Consider the following 20,885-nt stretch of genomic DNA (forward strand, 5'->3'; position numbering starts at 1 on the left):
CCGCGGCGGCGCGCTTCGCTTCAGCAAACCCCACCCCTTCGAACATTCCCAGGAGCCCGCATGGCAACCCCGCTGACCCCGGCACAGATAGAAAAAATAGCCGCACAAAAAGAAACCGCCATCGTCCCGTTGACCGCCATTGCGGTGCAGGACGTCGGGGCGGCCGCACGCATCGTGGACAGCTGGCTGCGCGCCATGACCCGCGACTGGGTCACGCTGGAACGTGTGATGACCGTGGCCGGCGCCATTCCGGTGCTGGGCAACATCCTGGCGTTGCTCGACGCGCTGTGCGACATCATTTCGCTGACCACCGACAAGGCCAGGGACGAGCTCGACAAACTCCTGCTCTGGGCCAGCATGGGCATCAACCTGATCGGCATCCTCCCCGGCGCAGGCAATGCCGCGCGCACCGCGCTGCGCCCCACGCTGCACCTGGCGCGCGGCGCGCTCCAAACCTCCGCCCATGCCATGAGCGAGGCGCTGGTGGGCATGATCGTCAACCACCTGAATGCCACGCTGGCCGGGGACATCGAGAAATTCATCGACGAGGCCAGCACCAAGCTCGAAAGCATGCTGGGCGATGCCGGGGCCAAGGCCGAGGCGCTCACCGGCAACTGGGCGCAGGGCCTGCAAAAACTCGCGGCCGGCAAGATCTTTGACGACAACCCGCCGCCCGAGCGGCCACTGCGCGATCCCAACAAGGAATACAGCAACTACTGGGCAGCCGTGGTCGGCGCCCTCGGAGAAAAAGCCGCCAAACTGCGCCAGGCCGCGTTGCTGGAGCTGCGCAAGAAAGGCAATGCCGCCTTTGCGGCGGGCATCAAAAGCGTGGGAGCCGATGTCAAGTTGATCCACGCCGCCACGGCCCTCAAAACCGTGGGCGACGCCGTCAAGCAAAAGCTGCTGGCGCATGCCGACAAGAAGACCGTCAAAAGCATCGGCTGGCTGCTCGTCAGAATCTCCGAGGCCGTGACCCGCAAGCTGGCGCGCAACAAGGGCGGCGTCCAGATCAACGGCAAGACCCAAGCCAGGCACGACCGCGCGAAAGGCTCGCCCGAGGTAGACGGTTCAAGCGCGCAGGTGACCAAGGGAATACCGGACCCCAGTCACTGCCCCTGCCCCCGGCCCAAGGTCACCACGGCCAACGCCATCAGCTTCGTGTCCGGCAGCGAAACCATCTCGCACACCGACTTCGCCTTGCCCGGGCTGATGCCCATCGTCTGGAGTCGCACCTACTATTCCAGGCTGGGCGCGTACGACCAGACCTCCCATGCCTGCCTGGGCGCGCGCTGGATCACGCCCTACACCACCCGCATCGATCAGGCCGAAGACGGCCGCCTGACCTACTTCGGCGCCGATGGCCGCAGCCATGAGTTCCCCTCACTCGCCGGCCCCGACCCGGAGCAGCCGGACGCCACCGGCCAGACCCACCACAACCCCATCGAGCACCTCACGCTCGGGCGCGGCAACGACGGCCTGTTGATCCTCAGCCTCGGGCGCGACCTCGTCGAAACCTTCGAGCTGGCCCCGGCCTTCTGGCGCAACGCCAAGCCCGACACACGCAACAAGACGGCCGTGTACCGCCTGGCCTCGCAGCGCACGCGGGCCGGCCAGCAAACCGAACTGCGCTACCGCCACGACGGCGACCAGCTCTCCGACATCGTCAGCGGCGACACCCATGTCAGCACCGCCATCGACGCGCAGGGCCGCATCCACAGCCTGTGGCTGGTGCAAGGCAGCCAGGCCGTACGCCAGCTGGCCAGCTACACCTACCAGGACCGCGCCGACGGCAGCAGCGACCTTGTTGCCGCAAGCGACGAAGACCAGCACGCCTGGGCCTATGCCTACCAGGACGACAGCCACCTGGTGAACCACTACAGCGACCGCACCGGGCGCGGCATTCATCTGCAATGGATGCACGAAGACGGCTTCAGGGCCGCCATCACCCCGGCCAACAGCGCCAGCGCCAAGGCCTACCGCGAATGGGCCGACGACGGCAGCTTCGGCACCACCCTGGTGTGGAACGACAACATCCGGCTGGTTACCGTCATCGACGCGCTTGGCGCAAGAACCCGCTGCTACTACGACATCCTGGGCTACACCTACCGCCTCATCTACCCGGAAGTCACCGACCCCGTCAGCCAGACCATCTGCGCGCATGAAGAATGGTTCGTTCGCGACGCCAACAAGAACGTCACGCTGCACATGCGCCCCGACGGCAGCCAGGAGCGCTACAGCTACGACGCGCGCGGCAACGTCCTCAGCCACACCCGGGCCGACTTCTCGGTGGCCCACTTCGCCTACGACGACAAGGACAACCTCACGGGCATCCGGGATGCAGAGGGCCATGCCTGGAAGCGCGACTACGACGGCATCAACCTGGTCGAAGAGATCGACCCGCTGGGCCACAAGACCGGGTACGCCTACAACGAACACGGATTGCCGGTGGAGATCACCGACGCCAAGGGCGGCAAGAAGAAGCTCGCCTACGACGAGGCGGGCCAGCTCACTGCGTACACCGACTGCTCGGGCAAGAAGTCGAGTTGGGCCTATGACGAGCGCGGCCGGCTGGTCAAGCAACGCAATGCGGCCGGCGAGACCACCCAGTACCACTACGAGCGCGGCCAATTGGCCAAGCTCACCAACCCCGATGGGGCGCTGGAGCATCTGGAGTACGACGCCGAAGGCCGCCTGCTCGCACACCGCGATGCCCTGCAACGCGAGACCCGCTACCGCTACAGCGCCGCCGGCCTGATCGTCCAGCGCACCGACGCCAACCGCCACACCATCGACTACCAGTGGGACCGCCTGGGCCGGCTCACTGCTCTGCGCAACGAGAACGCCAGAACGTACAGCTTCAGCTACGACCCGATGGGCAAGCTGCTGGCCGAGGTGCAGTTCGACGGCAGCAGGACCCAGTACGCCTACCAGTCGTCCACCGGCATCCTGCGCGAGGTGGTGGAGGGCGACTCGGCCACCCGCTTGGACTTCGACCCGATGGGGCGCCTGATCGCGCGCAGCGCGGCGCTGTACATCGAGCCCGCAAGCCGGAACGGGATGCCTGCAAGGCGAACCCTGGACCACGAGCACGCCCAGACCGACACCTACGCCTACGACGGCAACGGGCAGCTCACGGATGCGAGGAACGCGCACATCCACTTGCAGTGGTTCCACGACCCTGCGGGCAATGTGCGCACGGAACACCACCACTACCTGATCGATGACTGGGGCCGTCCCTCCACACAGCCACTGACCGCCGTCTGGCAGCATCGCCACGACGAACTGGGCAACCGCATCCAGACCACCCGCCCCGACGGCCACAAGACCTCCTGGATGACCTACGGCAGCGGCCATGTGCACGGGCTGATGCTGGACGATGTGGAGGCCCTGCAGATCGAGCGCGACGACCTGCACCGCGAGGTCAAGAGAACCCAGGCCAATCAGATCGCCGAAGAACGCCAGTACGACCCGGCCGGGCGATTGAAGGCCCAGGTGTTGAACCGGGCCGAGCGGTTCAGCCAGAGCGCAGGAAACACGATCAGCTCAGCCTTCAACCTGCGCCGCAGCTACCAGTACGACCGGGCCGGCCAACTGACCGACATAGGCGACAGCCGCCGTGGCGGCCTGAGCTACAGCTACGACCCCGTGGGCAGGCTGGTGCAATCGCACAGCCAAAGGGGCAGCGAGACCTTTGCCTTCGACCCGGCCAGCAACATCCTGGACCCGACGGCGCCGGCGGCCAGGCAAGCGGGCACGCTGAACAACACCCCTGCAATCCTCGACAACCTGGTGAAGGACTACGCAGGCACGCACTTCGCGTACGACGCCCGCGGCAACATGACCCAGCGCCTGCACAACGGACAGAACACGCGCTTCGTGTGGGATGCGTTGGGTCGAATGAGCGCAGCGCGCACGCAAGACACGCACACCACCTTCCTGTACGACCCGCTGGGCCGGCGCATCGCCAAGCGCAGCGAACCCATCATCGTCGTCAGTTCGGACAACGGCAGCCGATACCGCGAGACCGAATACTGGCGCCAGATGAAGGAGCGCAACCTGGGCACGACCCTGTTCGGGTGGGACGGCGACCAGATGGTGTGGGAGTCGGACTCGGCGCGGCAGCGCACCGTGCACTACGTCTTCGAGCCGGACAGCTTCGTGCCGCTCATGCAGGCCCGGACTGAACAAGGAATGACGAATAGCTTTTTGCGGCGCCCGGCCGACGTGGCGGGTGCGTACATGGGGGACACGGGCGACTACGACATGGACACCGATCCGCTGTTCAACGGGATGTTCGAACCGGGACTGGGCAAGGATGGGGAGCTGCCACCGCTGGAAAACATTCACTATTACCAGTGCGACCACCTCGGTACGCCGATGGAACTCACGGACGAGACAGGCCAGCTGGCCTGGGAGGCGAACTACAAGGCCTGGGGTGAGGCCCGGCTGCTATTGAGCGAGACAGCAGAGCGGGCAGGGTTGAAGAACCCGATACGGTTTCAGGGGCAGTATCTGGACGAGGAGACCGGGCTGCATTACAACCGGCATCGGTATTACGACCCGGTGGTGGGGAGGTTTGTATCGAAGGACCCGATTGGGTTGCTGGGGGGAATTAACCTTCAGCAATATGCGCCGAATCCAACGAGGTGGATTGATCCTTTTGGATTGAGCGCAGCTTCAGACTTACCGGCATTGCGTGGAAAACGTGTTCCTCAAGTACGTAGCATTTTGCAAAAAGAAGGATTTTCTCGGACGAACGGAAATGCTAATAATGAAAACTGGAATCACCCGGACGGGTCTAAAGTTCGAATTCATCGGCATGGAAATCAAAGTCGGCTCGACTCCCGTGGAAACGTTACGCCAAAGTCGGGTTTAAATGCTCATATTCATAAGCAATGCCCACTTGAAAATCAACTTGACGACAATGGGCATGCCACTACAGATCCAAACGAGAGTCACATCGGGATTAAAAATCCTAGTACTTTACCTATTGTTCGTGGCCGTCCGCATGGAGACGGGGCATAAATGAGTGACGAATTTACCCTGCGCCTGCATGGCGAAAATTCTGCTTCAGCATTTATTCAACTGCTTGGGGAAAGTGAGTTTTGCGCAAACAAATCAGAAAAGGCTATTTCATTGAAAGACAAAAAAATAAAAAGCGCAGGACGATACGATATCGGAGTTCAAAAAATCTCCAATTCTGATCTGTTTTTGGATCGCTTGTTTTACTCAAAAGATTTGTACGATCTATTTAAAAAAACGATTGGCGGCAGGCCATACATCATCATTGACGATATAGATGAAAACATTTCCTTGGAGGAAATGTTTGGGATAAATAAAATGCAGGAAAAATAAGCAGTAGTCGAGTGCTATAAATAGCTTTCTTTTTTTCTAACTCCTGGGAGTCGCCTGCTGCAAGCTCAGCGCTTGGGCGGCAATGCGATTTTTGCCTGCAGCTCGGCCAGCAACATGCTGGATCCGACGGCGTCAGCGGCAAGACGGCGAGCGAGTACCAGTGGCAGATGAAGGAGCGCAACCTGGGCACCACCCTCTTCGGTTGGGACGGCGACCAGATGGTGTGGGAGTCGGACTCGGCGCGGCAATGCACGGTGCACTACGTCTTCGAGCCGGACAGCTTTGTGCCGCTCATGCAGGCCCGGACTGAACAAGGAATGACGAACAGCTTTTTGCGGCGCCCGGCCGACGTGGCGGGTGCGTATATCGGGGACACGGGCGACTACGACATGGACCGGGACCCGTTGTTCAACGGGATGTTCGAACCGGGGCGGGAGAAGACCGGAGAGCTACCACCGCTGGAGAACATTCACTATTACCAGTGCGACCACCTCGGTACGCCGATGGAGCTGACGGACGAGACGGGCCAGCTGGCCTGGGAGGCGAAATACAAGGCGTGAGGTGATGCCCGGCTGCTATTGAGCAAGACAGCCGAGCGGGCGGGGTTGAAAAACCCGATACGGTTTCAGGGGCAGTATCTGGACGAGGAGACCGGGCTGCATTACAACCGGCATCGGTACTACGACCCGGTAGTGGGGAGGTTTGTATCCAAAGACCCGATTGGGTTGTTGGGGGGAATTAACCTCCACCAATATGTTTTGGATCCAACCCAGTGGATTGACCCGCTCGGACTGGCTGCTCATAGAGGAAGAATTCAAGCTCAAGGCGCGAAACTTGAAGAATCCGTTTCCTGGAATCAAGAAATCCCATTAACTGCCGCTGATGCAAAAAACAAAATGGAAGAATTGAAAAAGAAATTAAATAAAAAAGATCTCGCGATCAGGCAGCCTGCTTTCACGAAAGCTGAAAATTTCATAGACAACGCCTGAAAATGTGGGGGTATTGACGCGCAAGTTAGTGCCACGTTTATGGTGAAGGACACGAAGCACGAGCGCGTCGATATTGAGGTGCTCTCTGGGAAGGCTTTTGTTAATTAAAATGTTCGAGAACTACTTGCAAGACGCCTCGGTTTATCAAAAACTAGAGCGGCATTTTGTAGATTTATTTCAATCAAAAATCGGCAACTTGGAAAAGCACGATACGCCATACACTATCGGATACTACAACACCAAATTCAGCAACGGGGTACCCTTCAGGAATGGCAACCCGATTTTTTCCGTTAAAAATGAGCAAATTGGCAGCCTGTTAATAATTATTATAGATGAAGTCGACAATTTAGTTTCATATGATTCAACGGCGAGTGCCGGAGTAGAGCGCGTGGTAATTGGAAATATTCACATGCTCCATGAGATAAACGCAAAACTTTTCGAATGGCTCGACGAGCAGCCCTGAATTGAATATTGGTTGTGCAACGCAATCTAAAGCCCTCTTTTCTCTTAAATCGCCTGCAATATTAAAATACGGGTGTGTCCATGATATTTTTCATTGCCGTCCAGTCTAAAGCCACCGCTTTTTGGCCGACTTAACTCGTCGGCCGCACTGTGGACGTACTAATGCCCTTGTTGTCGAATCCCGCTGATCTCTGACCCTAGATTTCCATCGAATACTGACCCACCCGCTTTGTGAGCCTGAAGGCTTCACTGTGTCGATAAGTGCCTGATGTTCTACTTTTTAGGTTGGGTGTGTGGATTTGCCGCAGATTGCGCCGCTGTTTGCGCGATTTGGTGGCCCCGATCGCGAGCCAGGTCGCAAGTTTCTCGGCATAGGGATCGAGCTTGCTCGAGCTCGTCCGCTTGGCATAGCGCGGCATTTCTTCGCCCGCTCGCAGGTACTTCTTTACGGTATTGCAAGACAGGCCTGTACGCCTGGCTATCTCGCGAATGGACATCTGCTCGCGCAGGGCCCAGCGTCTGATGACACTCAATGTCGCCACGTCTATCACTCCTAGGATCCCCTGCTTTAAAAATTAGCAGGGTCGGGTTTTCCGTGGTTCAGTCTTAGACGGAAATTACTGCGCTTAGAGGGTCAATTTTCGACGGCAACCAACAGAGAGTTGGCTCATATGTGCGGGAAGTGCATCCGAGAAAATTCTTCATTCGAAGAATCGAATTACAAAATACCATGATTCATATAGCACCATGCAGAACGAGGTTTGAATAAAATTAATCAGGGCCACAAGACGTGAAGTGACGTTCGACTTATGAACGACCAAGCACGCAGGACTGAGGCCTCCGATCAGGCATCCGCTATTCATCGGGCTTCTGAACCAAGATGACACGAGACTGACGCAACTGCTGCATAGCCGATGGATCCACTATTAACATTACATGCATTTGGCACGCTGCAGAATTTAAAGTTATGGCTTGGAAAACGCGTCCCTAAAGCACCTACCGCTCTGAAAAAATATTTTTATCGGGCGAGTGTGAGAATTTCAGGGCATTCAAAGAAGACATGACGAAATATCTTGAACACGTCAACCAGGGAGATATTGGAGAGACGGTTGACAACAAAATTTTGCAACTTGCTGATATTTCAAGCGATTTTTTGCTCGCCCTATCTAAGAATTTGATGAATTCCGGCCAAATTTGGCCGACGCAAGAGAAAACGAAATAACCAGGGAAATGGCGGACTTCAAATGAAACCGGCAATTTGTGAAAAGCACGGCATCCAGAATTTCGTTGTCACATCTTCCGATTTTTTTCTTGCAATCGACGAAGGTAAAATTCCAGGCCCCATCGATGCTTGCAAAATAAAAACAAGCGCCTTCGAAAGAATCTCCGAAAATTTTGTCAGCAGGCATTTTTTCCAACGATTTTTCAAAGACTCGGAAATATCTGAAGTTCATCTTATCGACCGAGAAAAGAATTTGAAAAAGATGAATGATCGCCTTTTGATTAGAAAAATATTCTCCGACTCTGATTTGAAATACGTTTGCCCTGCTTGCTTGCATCAATTCTTGAAAAACTCAAACTAACTTTCCGTCAGGAAAAATATCTGCTTGGCAAGGGTGTTTCGCAAAAATAGAGTCTTGCTGAAATTCAGCAGGCTGCTGAAACGCTGATTTCGAGCGGACCATTCCGCTAACTGAGTGGAGCCAGTCCCCGCCGGATCTCATCAAGCCCTCACAAGCTCCAAAGTCACCACCACGCCCCCCAGGAACCGCAGCAATCCCCGAATCACCCCGCCCCAGCCGCACCAGCCCGCTCGAGAACGCAAAGTCCTTGTGAAAGATCGCCAGGTTGCCCCACGGCGCGTACTAGCTGATATCTCCCGCAGCGGGGGTGTAGCCCGCGGGGGCGCCGTCGTTGTCAGCGGGCGCGGCAGGTCGGCAATTTTCTCGGTGGCCGCGCAGTCCTTCTTTCCGGCGTGTCGAGCTTGCGTTTCCGCTGGTGGTGCAGGCGCTGCGCCTCAGCGCGGCTCGGCAGGCGTGAAAGAGCGGGCGGCGCGGCGCGCGTCAACACACCCCGCAGCGCCAATTCAACACCCCTTCAACGCCCCAGATGCTTGTCGAAAAACCGCGCGATGTCGCCAAACGCCTCGCGCGTCTCCGGCGCATCAGGGTTGATGCCGTACTGCGCATGCGACTGCCCTTCGTACACGTTCAGCTCCGCCTCCACGCCCGCGCGGCGCAGCTTGCGGTGGGTGCGCACGGTGTTCGACAGGAACAGGTCGCGCGTGCCTGACGTCAGGATGGCCGGCGGAAAGCCCTTGAAGTCGCCATAAATGGGCGACAGCTGCGGGTCTTTCAGGTCGCGCCCGCCGGCGTAGAGCAGCGCGGCGCGGCCCAGCCAGCCGTCCCAGGTGACGAGCACGTTGTCGATCCATTCGTTGGTCTGGTAGGTGTCGCCGATCTTCGCGATGTCGGACCACGGCGTGCCCGGTGCAATGGCAGCAGGCAGCGGCACGTTCTCGGCCTTGGCGCGCAGCACCAGCGCCAGCGTCATCGCGCCGCCGGTGGAGGTGCCGAACACCGCCATGCCGCGGCCTCGGTTGGTCTTGAGCAGCTCTTTCCACACGGCCATGGCGTCGTCCATGGCGGCGGGGTAGGGGTAGTCGGGCGGCATGCGGTAGTCGACCGACACCACCTTGTAGCCGCCGATGCTGGCGAGCAGCATCGCCTCCGGCAGGGCCGACTCGCCGGGGCCGAACACGTAGCCGCCGCCATGCAGGTGCATGAGCAGGCGCCGCTCGTTGCCCGGCGCAATCTTGGCGGGCGTGACGATGAACACGTTGACGCCCGCCATCCTGGTGGCCTGCACGCTCACGCCAAGCTTCTGCTTCAGCGCCGGAATGGCGGCGATGACGGGCGCGGCGCGGCTGTTGACCAGGGCCTTCCATTCGGCGGCGTTCTTCGGGTCGGCGTTGAAGTGGGCCGGGTACGGCCCTGCGATCAGCGCCTGCATCTGCGGGCTGACGTCGCTGGTGGGCGCGGGGCTGGTCTGCGCGGGCGAGCGCCGCGCGCCGGGTTGGGCGTTGGCCGTGGCTTGCGCGGTGGCTTTCTCGGCATAGGTCTGCGGCGTCTGCGCGCAGGCACCCAGCACCAAGGCCGCAAGCAGCGCGGCGAGGGAGGCAATCCGTTGATTCATGGCGTGTTCCTGTGTTGCGCGGTGATGCTCTCACCACGACGGCGCAGGAGGCCTCCGTTCAAACCCCACCTGCGCGTGCGGACATGAAACAAGCGTGCTACATCTGCCGGGCCCTAGAGCGGCGCGATCTTCGCGCTCTTCATCATGCGAGCGGTCTGGTCGATCTCGTTCCTTATCACCTGCAGGTAGCCTTCGGGCGTGGACGGCGCAATCTGGCTGCCCAGCTCCGTCATGGCAGTGACCACCTTCGGCTCTTTCAGGATGCGGCTGAACACCTCGTAGATGCGGTGGGCGATGGGGTCTGGCGTGCCGGCGGGCAAAGACAGGCCGCCCCAGGAGCTGAGCTCCACGCCCTTCAGGCCCTGCTCGGACAGCGTGCGCACGTCGGGCAGCGTGGCATTGCGCTGGGCTGCGGCCACGCCCAGTGCCTTGAGCTTGCCCGCCTTCACCTGCGGGGAGGCCACCGCCAGAATGGGCATGCCAAAGCTCACCTGGTTGCCCAGCACGGCATTCACCAGTTCCGACGCGCCCTTGTACGGCACGTGCGTGGCGCTGATGCCCGCGGCGCTCAGGAACAGTTCCACGCCCAGGTGCGACGGCGTGCCCACGCCGCCCGACGCGTAGTCGAGCTTGCCGGGGTTGGCGCGCGCGCGGGCGATCAGCTCCTGCAGGCTCTCGATGCCCGACGCGGGGTTGACGATGAGCAGCACGTCCGCCGTGGTCAGGCGCATGACGTGGCGAAAGTCTTTCATCACGTCGTAACCCGGGCTCTGGTACATGAGCGCGTTGGCGGCCATGGGGCCGGCCGAATAGATCCAGGTGTAGCCGTCGGGCGCGGCGCGTGCGACCTGGCGCGCGCCGATGTTGCCGGCCGCGCCGCCCTTGTTCTCGATGATGATCGGCTGCCCCAGCAACGGCCCCGCCGCCTCCGCGAGGATGCGCGCGCCGGTGTCGGGGGCGGTGCCGGCCAGGTAGGGCACCACCCACTTGATGGGCCGGCTGGGCCATTTGTCGGCCGCGTGCGAGGCGGCGGCCAATGGCAGCAGGGGCGATGCGGCAAGTGCGCGGCACAGCGCGCGGCGGGTCAGGTCGGTGTTCATTTCGTTTGTCTCCGTCTCGTTGTTCTTCGGGTCTGCTGCATTGCATTGCATTGCAGTGGGCGGCGGTGCTGCGTCTACAGCGCCTCGCCGATCAGTTCGCGCGCGATGATGTTCTTCTGTATCTCGCTGGTGCCGGTCAGCACGCGGTACATGCGCAGCATGCGAAACAAAAATTCCACGCGCCGGCCCTGCACGATGCCTTCGCCGCCATGAATCTGCACCGCCGCATCGGCAATGCGAAAGGCCGATTCCGAGCAGAACAGCTTGGCCATCGATGCATCGGCGCGCGCGTCGCCGCCGGCGTCGAGCTGGCGCGCGGTGCTGAGCATCAGCGCACGCGCCGCGGCCAGTTGCGTCGCCATGTCGGCCAGCGAATGCTGGATGGCCTGGAACTGCGCAATCGGCTGGCCGAACTGGCGGCGCGTGCGGGCGTAGTCGCGCGCATCTTTCAGCGCCACCGTGGCCAGGCCCACCATGGCGGGGCAATGCAGCAGCCGGTTGACGGTGATGCGCCCCAGCGCCAGCGCCAGGCCGCGGCCCGGCTCGCCGATGAGGTGGGTGGCCGGCACGCGGCAGTCTGTCAGCACGATGTCGCCGGTGGTCGACTGGCCGGCCATGGTCTTGTAGCCCGTCTGCACCTGCACGCCGGGCTGGTGCAGGTCGACGAAGAAGGCAGAAATTTCGCGCCGCTCCGGGCTGTCGGAGGTGGAGGCCATCAGCACCGCGCAGTCGGCAAAGGGCGAGCCCGAGATGAAGCGCTTGCGCCCGTTCAGCACGTAGCTGTCGCCGTCCAGCCGGGCCTGGGTCTGCAGCGCGCCGGGGTCGGAGCCGGCCTCGGCTTCGGTGAGCGCGAAGCAGATGGCTTTTTCGGCCTGCGCCACCGGCACGATGAATTGGGCCATCTGCATGGGCGTGGCATGGCGTGCCAGCGCACCCACGCGCGGCGGGCCGCTGAGCTCGCCGAACACGTGCGGCGCCAGCGGTGAGCCACTTGCATAGATCGACTCCTTCACCAGCACATGGTCGAGCAGCGAGAGGCCCAGGCCGCCCATGTGCGTGGGCAGCGTCATGCCGTAGAAGCCGAGTGCGTGCGAGCGGCGCCACACGCGCTGCAGCACGGCCTTGGCCGGGCTGTGCTCGTGGTCGATGCCTTCCTCGCGCACCAGCGTGGCCAGTTCGCCGTGCAGAAAATCGCCGATGCGCGCAATCAGTTCGGCCGCGCGCTCCGATCCTTCGAAGGGCCCGCCGAACAGGGGCGAGCGCACGCTGGACGCGGCGGTGGTTTCGGGTGAGGTGGTAGCAGGTGTGTTCATGCGTGGGTGCTCCTCAGTTCACGCGGCGGTCGTGGCCAGACCAGTACGGCGACTGGATGAGCTTGCGCGCGATCTTGCCGTTGGCGTTCTTCTGCAGCGCCTCCACAAACTCGATGTGGCGCGGCCGCTTGAAGCCCGCGAGCCGCTCGGCGCAGAAGGCGTCTAGCGCGGCGGCGTCGGCCGCCACACCGGGCTTGAGCACGATGTGCGCGGCCACGGCCTCGCCCCATTTGTCGTCGGGCACGCTGAACACGCAGGCCTCGTCGACGGCGGCGTGCTGGTAGAGCACCGCCTCCACTTCAGAGGGGTACACGTTGAAGCCGCCGCTGATCACCATGTCTTTCTTGCGGTCGACGATGTAGATGTAGCCGTCGTCGTCCGCGCGCGCCAGGTCGCCGGTGTGATAGCGGCCGTGCTTGAGCACCTCGGCCGTGAGCTCCGGCGCGCGCCAGTAGCCCGCGAAGATGTCGGCGCCGCCGACCACGATTTCGCCGATCTCTCCGGTCGCCACCGGCTGGCCTTCGTCATCGACGATGTCCACCACCGACTCCAGAAACGGCCGCCCGCAGGAGGCCAGCCGCTCCGGCATGGCGGCGCGCGCGAACAGGTGGTCTTCCACGCTCAGGCCGCACACGCCGGAGGTGGTTTCGCCCGCGCCGTAGCCCTGCGAGAGCACCGGGCCGAACACGTCCATCGCCTGCATGATGCGGGCCGGCGCCATCGGCGCTGCGCCGTAGCCCAGTCGCTGCAAGTCGGGCAGCGGGCGGTAGTTGCCCTGCACTTCGGCCAGCAGCATGTTGATCATGGTGGGCACCATGAAGGTGTGGGTGACGCGCTCGCGCTTCATCTCCGCGATGAAGCGCGCGGGTTCGAAGCCGCTGAACAGGCGCACGGTGGCACCGCTGCACAGCGCGGGCATCAGCTGCATGCCCGACGCATGCGTGATGGGCCCGACCAGGCCCATCAGGTCGCCGGGGCGCAGGCTGTCGGCGCGCATGAGAAATTTGCGCAGCTGCGCCAGTCGGTTGCCGAAGGTCTGCATCGCGGCCTTCAGCACGCCGCTGGAGCCCGATGTGTAGTGCAGCACCGCCAGGTCGTCTGCGCGCACGGGCACGGCGGTGAAGCGGTCGCTGGCAAGCGCGAGCACGCCTTCGTAAGAGGTCGGCGTGTGCGCGTTGGCGTTGGCGTTGGTGTCGGCATCGAGCAGCAGCAGCCGCGGTGCCGCGCCCTTCAGGTGCGCCAGAAAGCTCTGGGCACGTTCGGCCGTGGTGACGATGAGCGTGGCCTCGCTGTTGGCGATGACCTCGGCCACCTCCACCGGCGCGAGCCGCGCGTTGATGGGCGCCTTCACCAGCGCGGCCTTGTAGCAGGCCAGCTCCAGCTCGACGATTTCGGTGCAGTTGGGCAGGTACACGCCCACGCGGTCGCCGCGCTGCAGGCCGAGCCCGCACAGCGCATTGGCCAACCGGTTGGCGCGCTGGTCGAGCTGCTCGTAGGTGAGCGAGCGTGTGGCGCTGGTGAGGGCCAGGCGCTTCGCATGGATGCGCGCGGCACGGGATACGAGCACGCCGACGTTGGCGATCTCCGGGGCGGTGGGTTGCAAGCTGTGTCTCCTGAATGCCCGTGTCTGGGCACGGAATGGAAACGACTTTGTCAGCAGACGGCACGCCACAACAAATACCGATTGCTGATGCGCGGCCATCAATAAAGTTGATGACCGGGCTTGCGCAACGCGCCCGGTGCTATGGCCCGGGCGCTATGGCTTGGCGGGTGCGCGCCGCTGGCCGAGCAGAAACTCGGCCTCCCAGCGGCCCGAGGCGATCATGTCGCGCGCCTCGTCGACCAACGCGTCACGCACCGCCTGCACCACAGGGTCGGGCTCGGGTTCGCGTGCCGAAGGGGTGGCCAGAAAGTAGGTGCGCGCCAGGTCGGGCTGCACCACGCGCGCCACCAGCCACTGGCTGCCGGCCGGTGGGGCTTCGCCCATGGCGCAGGCCGGGGAAAAGGTGAAGCCCGCGCCGGCCAGGTAGAGCGAGCGGATCACGCGCGCCGAGTCGTGCTCGTGCGCAATGTTCAGCTCCAGGCCCAGGTCGGCAGCGGTTTCCTCGACCTGTGCGCGAATGCTGAAGCGGCGCGACTGCAGCACCAGCGGCAGGCTGGCCGCATGGGCGAAGGCGAGTTCGGGGCGCTGCGCGGGAGCCGTCCGGGTCTTTCCTCGGGCGGCCTTTTTGCCGGCGGGTGGCTGCGCAAGGGCCGCCACATCGCCGTTCGCGTCGAAGCCGCAGACGAACATCGCCTCGCGCACGAAGGGCTTCACATCGAGGCCGCTCACGTACTCGGTGTCGACCAAGATGCCGATGTCGGCGCGCCGCTCGACCATGGCCTTGCGCACCATCAGGCTCAGGTCGTCGATGACGAACACGCGAATGCGCGGGTGGGCCTTTTTCAGCCGCGCAAGCACCGGGCCGAGCAGCAGCGAGGCCAACAAAAAAGGCACTGCCACGGTGACCGAGCCTTCGAGCCCGTCGGGCGCGCGCTGCAGGCGCTCGCGCATGGCGGCGGCATCAGACAGCAGCTTGCGTGCGTCCTGGTAGAGCTGCAGGCCGGCCGCCGTGGGCGTGACGCCCACGTGCGAGCGCTCGAAGAGCTGCGTGCCCAGCTCTGTCTCCAGCTTCTTGATCTGCGCAGTGAGCGCCGGCTGCGCCACATACAGCGCGCCTGCCGCGCGCGACAGGCTGCCGGCTTCGAGCACGGCGATGAAGTAGCGAAGGGATCGGAGTTCCATGAACCGGCGATTCTGACCCCCGCACCCACCGCCCGCGCGTCAGAACCTGGCGCCGGGCACCTTCTGCTCGCAGTACGCGAGGAACTGGTTGATTTCCGCGGCCTTGTCGAACACCGCGTCCGCACCCAGCCGCAGGCACTCGGCACGGTTGCCGGCGGATGCGGCGTTGGTCAGCGCCACCACCATGCCCCGCACCTTGGCTTTGCGCTTGCTCGGGCTTTGGCCCTGGCTCGCCATGCTGCGTATCCCCTCGATGGCTGCCAGCACCCCCAGCCCCGAGCCCTGCGCCAACTGCAGGTCGACCACCAGCAAATGCCAACTGCCGTTGTTGGCGTGCAGCCAGGCAACCGCCTCGGCCTCCGACGGCGCCGAGCCCATCACCTCTGCACGCAGGTAGCCCTCGATGACGACCTTCAGGCTGTCCTGGATCAGCGGATCGTCTTCGACGATGTACACGGCAAGTTTCATGGCATGCACGGTCGGGCCTGCGAGCGTTGCGCGATGTAGTCAAAAGACGCTTTCAAATGTTGCCGCCGCCGCATTCGGCACGCCTGCAACGCCACAGGCCGCGCCACAATATCGGCTCTCGCAAAAGCACCCACGCGCCGCTCCCTCTCGCTCAGCCCCCCTCTTCCATGCGCACCCCCACCCTGTCGGCCCGACTGCTGCTGGTTGCTTCCGCGGCCCTGTTGCCGCTGGCCGTCGTCTGCGGTTTCGCGCTGCACGGTTTGCTCAAGGGCCAGCGCGAGCAGACGCAGGCCTCCACCCTGGGCGTGGCGCGCGCGCTGGCCACCGCTGTAGACAGCGAGCTGCGCCTGACCACGGCCGCGCTGCAGGCGCTGGCGCTGACGGAGCCGCTGGGCGCGGCGGAGTCGTCGGGCCTGGTCGATGCGCTGCTGCTGGCAAAGGCGCTGCGCGCCTCGCACCCGGAATGGCGCGGCGTGCTGCTGGTGGCGCCCAACGGCAAGGTCGTCTTCAGCACCGAGGGCGCCGTCAACGGCGGCGCAGGCGTGGTGGAGTCCGAGAGCCTGGCGCAGGTGGTGCGCACCGGGCAGCCGGCGGTCGGCCCGCTCACGCCCGGGCCGCGGGGCAACCTGGCATTTGCGGTGCGCGTGCCGGTGGTGCGCGACGACGCGGTGCGCTACGTGCTCACGGCCGTGGTGCGGCCCGAGGCCATTCACGCGGTGCTGACGCGCCAGCGCGTGCCCGAAGGCTGGGCCGTGTCGATCTTCGACTCCAACGACCTGCGCGTGGCGCGCTCGCGCGAAGACGAGCGCTTTCGCGGCCAGGCCCCCAGCGACACACTGAAAGAACTGCTCGGCGCGCGGCGCGACCTTTCGGAATTCGTCGGCACCACCCGCAACGTGGACGGCACGCATGTGCAGACCGCCGTCTCGCGGCTGGACTTTGCGCCGTGGACCGTGGCCCTGGGCGCGCCCACCGCCGTGGCCGAAGACGACATGCGCCGCACGCTCATTGCCTACGGCAGCGGCCTGCTGGTTTCGCTGCTGGTCGGCGGCCTGGCCGCCTGGTGGATGTCGCGCGCCATCACGCGCCCCATGGCACGGCTGCGGCAAAGCGCCGACGCCCTGGGCCTGGGCCAGCCGCTGACGAACGTGCGCTCCGGCATTGCCGAGGTCGATGCCGTGGGCAAGGCGCTGGCCTCGGCCGCGGCGCAGCGGCTGCAGCACGAGGTGGAGCGTGAGCGCCTGCTGGGCGCCGAGCGCGACGCCCGCACCGCGGCGCAGGCCGCGCAGCTGCGGCTGGAGCGGCTGGTGAGCGCCAGCGCGGCGCTGTCGCGCTCGCTCGAAGAAGACTCCACGCTGCAGGCCATTGCCGAGGTGATCGTGCCCGACGTGGCCGACCTCTGCCGCATCGACCTGCTGGACGCGCACGGCGTGCTGCAGCGCAAGCTCACGCACCATGCCGACCCCGCGCGCGGCGCGCAGATTGCCGCGATGGTGGGCGCGCGCCAGGCGCCGGCCGACGTGCCCGGCTTCTTTCCGTGGGCCATTGCCACCGGCCAGACCTATCTTCACAACCTGGACGAGCCGGGCCTGCTCGACGCCGCGCATCCGCAGCTGCGCGAGTTCATGCAGGGGCTGGAGATCACCGCCGCTTGCGTGGTGCCGCTGGTGGCGCGCGGCCGCACCATCGGTGCCATGGCCATCCTGCAGGACCGCTCGAAGCGGCGCTTTGGCCCGGAGGACGGCGCGCTCATCGGCGAGCTGGCGCAGCGCGCGGCGCTGGCGCTGGACAACGTGCGCCTGTTGACGCGCGCACGCGAGGCGCAGGCGCAGGCCGAAGTGGCCAGCAAGGCCAAGGACGAATTTCTGGCCATGCTGGGCCACGAACTGCGCAACCCGCTGGCGCCCATTTCGCTGGCGCTCACGCTCATCGAGCGGCGCGACCACACGGCGTTTCCGCGCGAGCGGCAGATCATCGAGCGGCAGGTGAAGCACCTGTCGCGGCTGGTGGACGACCTGCTGGACATCTCGCGCATCGTGTCCGGCAAGATCGTGCTGCGGCCCGAGCGCATCGACCTTCGCGACACCGTGGCCAAGGCGCTGGAGCTCACGCTGCCCGCCTTGCAGGCACGCACGCACATGCCGCACGTGTCGCTGCCGGCCGCGCCGGTGGCCGTGCAGGGCGACCCGCTGCGCCTGGCGCAGATCGTGGGCAACCTGCTGAACAACGCCGCCAAGTTCACCCGGCCCGACGAGCGCATCGACATCACGCTGCGCACGCACGAAGGGCACGCCGAACTCACCGTGGCCGACGCGGGCATCGGCATTGCGCCGGCGCTGCTGGCGCAGGTGTTCGAGCGTTTCGTGCAGGGCGAGCAGCAACTGCAGCGCGCCGCCGGCGGGCTGGGCCTGGGCCTGGCCATTGCGCGCAGCCTGGTGCGGCTGCACGGCGGCACGATCGCGGCACATTCAGAGGGGCCAGGACAGGGCAGCCGCTTCACCGTGCGGCTGCCGCTGGCACGCGACGAGGCGCCGGCCGCGCTGTCGCCCGTCGCGGCGCCCGCCGACGCACGCGCGCGGTTGCGGCTGCTGCTGGTGGACGACAACCGCGACGCGCTGGTGGTGCTGGCCGACTGGTTCACGCTCGAAGGGCACGAGGTGCGCACCGCGGAAAGCGCGGAGCGCGCGTTGGAGCTGCTGCAGGCCGAGTCTTTCGACGCGGGCATCTTCGACGTCGGCCTGCCGGCCATGAGCGGGCACGACCTGGCGCGGCGCGTGCGGGCCGATGCGCGTTCGCGCGGCATGGTGCTGCTGGCGTTGACGGGCTACGGCCAGGAGTCGGACCGCGGCAAGGCGCTGGACGCGGGCTTCGACGCGCACTTTGCGAAGCCGCCGGACCTGGCGCGGATACAGGACGCGCTGTACCGCGGCTGACGCCGCTGATGCCGCTGATGCGGCTGGCGCGGTGCCGCGCTCAGCGCCAGCCGCGCGCCGCGGCCCGCGCCAGAACCGAGCGCACCACCAGGCGGTGGAATGGCCCGATCACGAAGATGTAGATGCGCCCGAGCAGGTTGTGGCAGTGCACCGCCGTGGTCATGACCAGCTCGCGCCCGCGCCCGTCGGCCGAGGGCCGCTGCAGCAACGAGGCACGAAAGTCCAGGTGCCGGTCTTCCTCGCCGACGATCAACTCGCCAGCGCGGCGCGCCAGGATGGGAAAGAAGTCGATGTGCGTGGCAGCGCCGTCGCGCCCAAGCTCGCGGCGAATCCGCGACGAGGTCTTGATGCCGAACGGCCGCACGATGGCGTCGCGCACCACCAGCAGCGCGCGGAACCACGCAGCAGGGTTGCCGAGCGCGAAGCGGGCCAGCGCCTCGGTGTCTTGCGGCGCGTCGGGTGGCAGCGTGATGGCGAAGGCGTCGGCCAGGTGGGCACCGGCGAACATGTGGGCAATATCGCTTTCGGCCGGCAGGGGTACGGGGCGGACGCTGTGCTTAGTCATGCGGGGATTGTGCGGTTGCCGATTCATTCAGCGCGTGTGCAGTGCGTGGCCAGTGCGTGTTCAGCGCAACGCCGGGCCGGAAAACTCGCCGGGTAGAATGAGAGTAATTCTCATTGTCTGCATTTTCACGCCATGCCTTCCCCCGCTTCGGCAGCCCCGATCGACGCGCTCTACCGCGAGCACCGCGACTGGCTGCAGGGCTGGCTGAGGCGCCGCCTGAACGACGGCCACACGGCCGCCGATCTGACGCAGGACACCTTCGTGCGCGTCATCGTCGGTGGGCAGACGCAGGCGATTCGCGAGCCGCGCGCCTACCTGACCACGCTGGCGCAGCGCGTGCTCTACAACTTCTGGCGCCGCCGCGAACTGGAACGCGCCTGGCTCGACGCGCTGGCGACTCAGCCGGAAGAACTTGCGCCTTCGCCCGAGGCCTATGCGCTGGTGCGCGAAGCCATCGAAACGCTGGACCGGTGGCTCGACGGCCTGCCGCCAAAGGTGCGCGAGGCCTTCCTGCTGCGCCAGCTCGAAGGCCTGCCGCACGGCGAGATCGCGGCGCGCATGGGCGTGTCGATCACCTCCGTGGAGCGCTACGTGAAGCAGGCGATCGTGCACCTCTACACCTGCCCCGCACAACCCGATGCCTGAGATGCAGGGGTACGCGGCGGCGCCCCTCGACGCCGTCACTGAAGAGGCCATCGACTGGCTGGTGCGGCTCGACTCGGGCCACAGCAACGACCGTGACCGCCAGGCCTTTGCGCAGTGGCTTGCCGCCGCTCCGGCCCACGCCGCAGCGTGGGCTACCTTGCAACATCGGTTGAGCCAGCGGATTGCGCCTGTGTTGAACCAATTGCAGACCGGCGGCCACGCACCGGTGAACGTGCGCGCATTGAGTGCGCCTTCCGAGCATCGCGCCCGCCGCCGCGCGCTGCTGGGGGGTGCCACCGTGGCGCTGCTGACGGCCGCGGGCAGCGGCCTCTGGGCCGACCGGCGCGCCCCCCTGATGGCGTGGGCGGCCGACCTGCGCACGCGCACCGCCGAGCGCAGGCGCTTCGTGCTGGACGACGGCAGCGAGCTGCTGCTGAACGCACGCTCCGCGGCGGACCTGCACTTCAGCGCCACGCAGCGCCTCGTGCGGCTGCGCGAGGGCGCGTTGATCGCCCAGGTGGCGGCCGACGCAGGGCGGCCCTTCGTCGTGCAGAGCGCGCAGGGAACCGTGCAGGCGCTGGGCACGCGCTTCATGGTGCAGCAGCACGACGGGCGCACGCTGGTCTCGGCGCTGCAACACAGCGTGCGGCTGACCGCACAACAAGAAGATGCCCACGTCGATCTGCAGGAAGGGCGCAGCGCCTGGATGCAGACCGACCGCATCGAGCCCGTGTCCATTGCCCATGCCGACCCGAGCGCATGGTCCACCGGCGTGCTCGAAGTGCACGACCAGCCGCTGGCCGACGTGATTGCGGCGCTGCGGCCCTACACGCCCGCCGTGCTGCGTGTGAGCCCGCAGGCCGCGCGCGTGGGCGTGTACGGCGTCTACCCGCTGGACCGTCCGATGGAGGCGCTGCAGGCCCTGGTCGACACCCTGCCGCTGCGGGTGCGCCGCTGGGGCGACTGGGTGGTGTACGTGGACGTTCGCACGGCGTAGCGCACACACCGCCACCAATGCACTGACGGGTTTGCGCCCCCTCGCGGGACATACAGGTTGAACGCTCCAATCAACCAG

Annotated in this window: 17 protein-coding genes and 1 pseudogene; 9 read left to right on the forward strand and 9 right to left on the reverse strand. The window is 64.7% G+C overall.

Going from position 1 to position 20,885, the window contains the following annotated elements:
* Positions 1–60 precede the first annotated feature (60 nt).
* The 5 genes from VLK31_RS15520 (at position 61) to VLK31_RS15540 (ending at position 6,807) form a co-directional block, all read left to right on the forward strand.
* Positions 61–5,025, forward strand: coding sequence for an RHS repeat-associated core domain-containing protein (locus VLK31_RS15520; RefSeq protein ID WP_409169307.1), 4,965 nt, complete (start codon positions 61–63; stop codon positions 5,023–5,025).
* Positions 5,026–5,355: a hypothetical protein gene (locus VLK31_RS15525; protein WP_409169308.1), complete on the forward strand. Its 330-nt coding sequence runs from the start codon at positions 5,026–5,028 to the stop codon at positions 5,353–5,355.
* A gap of 167 nt (positions 5,356–5,522) precedes the next feature.
* Positions 5,523–5,915: an RHS domain-containing protein gene (locus VLK31_RS15530; RefSeq protein ID WP_409169309.1), complete on the forward strand. Its 393-nt coding sequence runs from the start codon at positions 5,523–5,525 to the stop codon at positions 5,913–5,915.
* Between the two features lie 18 nt (positions 5,916–5,933).
* Positions 5,934–6,344 (forward strand): RHS repeat-associated core domain-containing protein, encoded by a 411-nt coding sequence (locus VLK31_RS15535; RefSeq protein ID WP_409169310.1) that lies wholly within the window; start codon positions 5,934–5,936, stop codon positions 6,342–6,344.
* Between the two features lie 109 nt (positions 6,345–6,453).
* On the forward strand, positions 6,454–6,807 hold the full coding sequence (locus VLK31_RS15540) for a hypothetical protein (protein WP_409169311.1): 354 nt from the start codon (positions 6,454–6,456) through the stop codon (positions 6,805–6,807).
* A gap of 238 nt (positions 6,808–7,045) precedes the next feature.
* On the opposite strand, the pseudogene VLK31_RS15545 reads toward VLK31_RS15540, so the two are convergent.
* Positions 7,046–7,357, reverse strand: a pseudogene (locus VLK31_RS15545) (sigma factor-like helix-turn-helix DNA-binding protein); the annotation flags it as partial.
* 693 nt (positions 7,358–8,050) lie between these two features.
* Here VLK31_RS15545 and VLK31_RS15550 point away from each other — a divergent pair.
* Positions 8,051–8,389 (forward strand): hypothetical protein, encoded by a 339-nt coding sequence (locus tag VLK31_RS15550; RefSeq protein WP_409169312.1) that lies wholly within the window; start codon positions 8,051–8,053, stop codon positions 8,387–8,389.
* Here VLK31_RS15550 and VLK31_RS15555 read toward each other — a convergent pair.
* The 7 genes from VLK31_RS15555 to VLK31_RS15585 all read right to left on the reverse strand — a co-directional run bounded on the left by VLK31_RS15555 (position 8,381) and on the right by VLK31_RS15585 (position 15,667).
* Complete coding sequence (locus tag VLK31_RS15555; RefSeq protein ID WP_409169515.1) at positions 8,381–8,653, reverse strand: hypothetical protein; 273 nt, start codon at positions 8,651–8,653, stop codon at positions 8,381–8,383. The two genes, VLK31_RS15550 and VLK31_RS15555, sit on opposite strands and share 9 nt — an antisense overlap.
* A 250-nt stretch (positions 8,654–8,903) precedes the next feature.
* The gene (locus tag VLK31_RS15560; RefSeq protein ID WP_409169313.1) at positions 8,904–10,001 is read right to left on the reverse strand and encodes an alpha/beta hydrolase; all 1,098 of its coding nucleotides are present in this window, start codon (positions 9,999–10,001) and stop codon (positions 8,904–8,906) included.
* A 113-nt stretch (positions 10,002–10,114) separates the two neighbouring features.
* Entirely contained in the window at positions 10,115–11,101 is a 987-nt protein-coding gene (locus tag VLK31_RS15565) for a Bug family tripartite tricarboxylate transporter substrate binding protein (protein ID WP_409169314.1), read from the reverse strand.
* Between the two features lie 74 nt (positions 11,102–11,175).
* Positions 11,176–12,414, reverse strand: coding sequence for an acyl-CoA dehydrogenase family protein (locus VLK31_RS15570; protein WP_409169315.1), 1,239 nt, complete (start codon positions 12,412–12,414; stop codon positions 11,176–11,178).
* A gap of 13 nt (positions 12,415–12,427) precedes the next feature.
* A complete protein-coding gene (locus VLK31_RS15575) occupies positions 12,428–14,017 on the reverse strand; it encodes an AMP-binding protein (RefSeq protein WP_409169316.1) in 1,590 nt (529 codons plus the stop codon).
* 153 nt (positions 14,018–14,170) lie between these two features.
* Positions 14,171–15,199: a LysR family transcriptional regulator gene (locus VLK31_RS15580; protein ID WP_409169317.1), complete on the reverse strand. Its 1,029-nt coding sequence runs from the start codon at positions 15,197–15,199 to the stop codon at positions 14,171–14,173.
* A gap of 39 nt (positions 15,200–15,238) precedes the next feature.
* The gene (locus tag VLK31_RS15585; protein ID WP_409169318.1) at positions 15,239–15,667 is read right to left on the reverse strand and encodes a response regulator; all 429 of its coding nucleotides are present in this window, start codon (positions 15,665–15,667) and stop codon (positions 15,239–15,241) included.
* 167 nt (positions 15,668–15,834) lie between these two features.
* On the opposite strand from VLK31_RS15585, the gene VLK31_RS15590 reads away from it, so the two are divergent.
* The gene (locus VLK31_RS15590) at positions 15,835–18,600 is read left to right on the forward strand and encodes an ATP-binding protein (protein ID WP_409169319.1); all 2,766 of its coding nucleotides are present in this window, start codon (positions 15,835–15,837) and stop codon (positions 18,598–18,600) included.
* A 40-nt stretch (positions 18,601–18,640) separates the two neighbouring features.
* On the opposite strand, the gene VLK31_RS15595 is transcribed toward VLK31_RS15590, so the two are convergent.
* A complete protein-coding gene (locus tag VLK31_RS15595; RefSeq protein ID WP_409169320.1) occupies positions 18,641–19,165 on the reverse strand; it encodes a DUF2867 domain-containing protein in 525 nt (174 codons plus the stop codon).
* A 132-nt stretch (positions 19,166–19,297) separates the two neighbouring features.
* Here VLK31_RS15595 and VLK31_RS15600 point away from each other — a divergent pair, with 132 nt between their 5' ends.
* On the forward strand, positions 19,298–19,810 hold the full coding sequence (locus VLK31_RS15600; protein ID WP_409169321.1) for a sigma-70 family RNA polymerase sigma factor: 513 nt from the start codon (positions 19,298–19,300) through the stop codon (positions 19,808–19,810).
* Positions 19,803–20,807: a FecR family protein gene (locus VLK31_RS15605; RefSeq protein WP_409169322.1), complete on the forward strand. Its 1,005-nt coding sequence runs from the start codon at positions 19,803–19,805 to the stop codon at positions 20,805–20,807. The genes VLK31_RS15600 and VLK31_RS15605 overlap by 8 nt, the downstream gene beginning before the upstream one ends.
* Positions 20,808–20,885 lie beyond the last annotated feature (78 nt).

It is taken from the genome of Variovorax sp. H27-G14, from assembly GCF_046156345.1.
Taxonomy (GTDB): Bacteria; Pseudomonadota; Gammaproteobacteria; order Burkholderiales; family Burkholderiaceae_C; genus Variovorax.

Coding starts and splice junctions, on each gene's coding strand:
- VLK31_RS15590 (WP_409169319.1), top strand. CDS start 15,835: ATGCGCACCCCCACCCTGTCGGCCCGACTGCTGCTGGTTGCTTCCGCG.
- VLK31_RS15605 (WP_409169322.1), top strand. CDS start 19,803: ATGCCTGAGATGCAGGGGTACGCGGCGGCGCCCCTCGACGCCGTCACT.
- VLK31_RS15595 (WP_409169320.1), bottom strand. CDS start 19,165: ATGACTAAGCACAGCGTCCGCCCCGTACCCCTGCCGGCCGAAAGCGAT.
- VLK31_RS15565 (WP_409169314.1), bottom strand. CDS start 11,101: ATGAACACCGACCTGACCCGCCGCGCGCTGTGCCGCGCACTTGCCGCA.
- VLK31_RS15550 (WP_409169312.1), top strand. CDS start 8,051: ATGAAACCGGCAATTTGTGAAAAGCACGGCATCCAGAATTTCGTTGTC.
- VLK31_RS15560 (WP_409169313.1), bottom strand. CDS start 10,001: ATGAATCAACGGATTGCCTCCCTCGCCGCGCTGCTTGCGGCCTTGGTG.
- VLK31_RS15600 (WP_409169321.1), top strand. CDS start 19,298: ATGCCTTCCCCCGCTTCGGCAGCCCCGATCGACGCGCTCTACCGCGAG.
- VLK31_RS15580 (WP_409169317.1), bottom strand. CDS start 15,199: ATGGAACTCCGATCCCTTCGCTACTTCATCGCCGTGCTCGAAGCCGGC.
- VLK31_RS15585 (WP_409169318.1), bottom strand. CDS start 15,667: ATGAAACTTGCCGTGTACATCGTCGAAGACGATCCGCTGATCCAGGAC.
- VLK31_RS15530 (WP_409169309.1), top strand. CDS start 5,523: ATGAAGGAGCGCAACCTGGGCACCACCCTCTTCGGTTGGGACGGCGAC.
- VLK31_RS15525 (WP_409169308.1), top strand. CDS start 5,026: ATGAGTGACGAATTTACCCTGCGCCTGCATGGCGAAAATTCTGCTTCA.
- VLK31_RS15540 (WP_409169311.1), top strand. CDS start 6,454: ATGTTCGAGAACTACTTGCAAGACGCCTCGGTTTATCAAAAACTAGAG.
- VLK31_RS15570 (WP_409169315.1), bottom strand. CDS start 12,414: ATGAACACACCTGCTACCACCTCACCCGAAACCACCGCCGCGTCCAGC.
- VLK31_RS15520 (WP_409169307.1), top strand. CDS start 61: ATGGCAACCCCGCTGACCCCGGCACAGATAGAAAAAATAGCCGCACAA.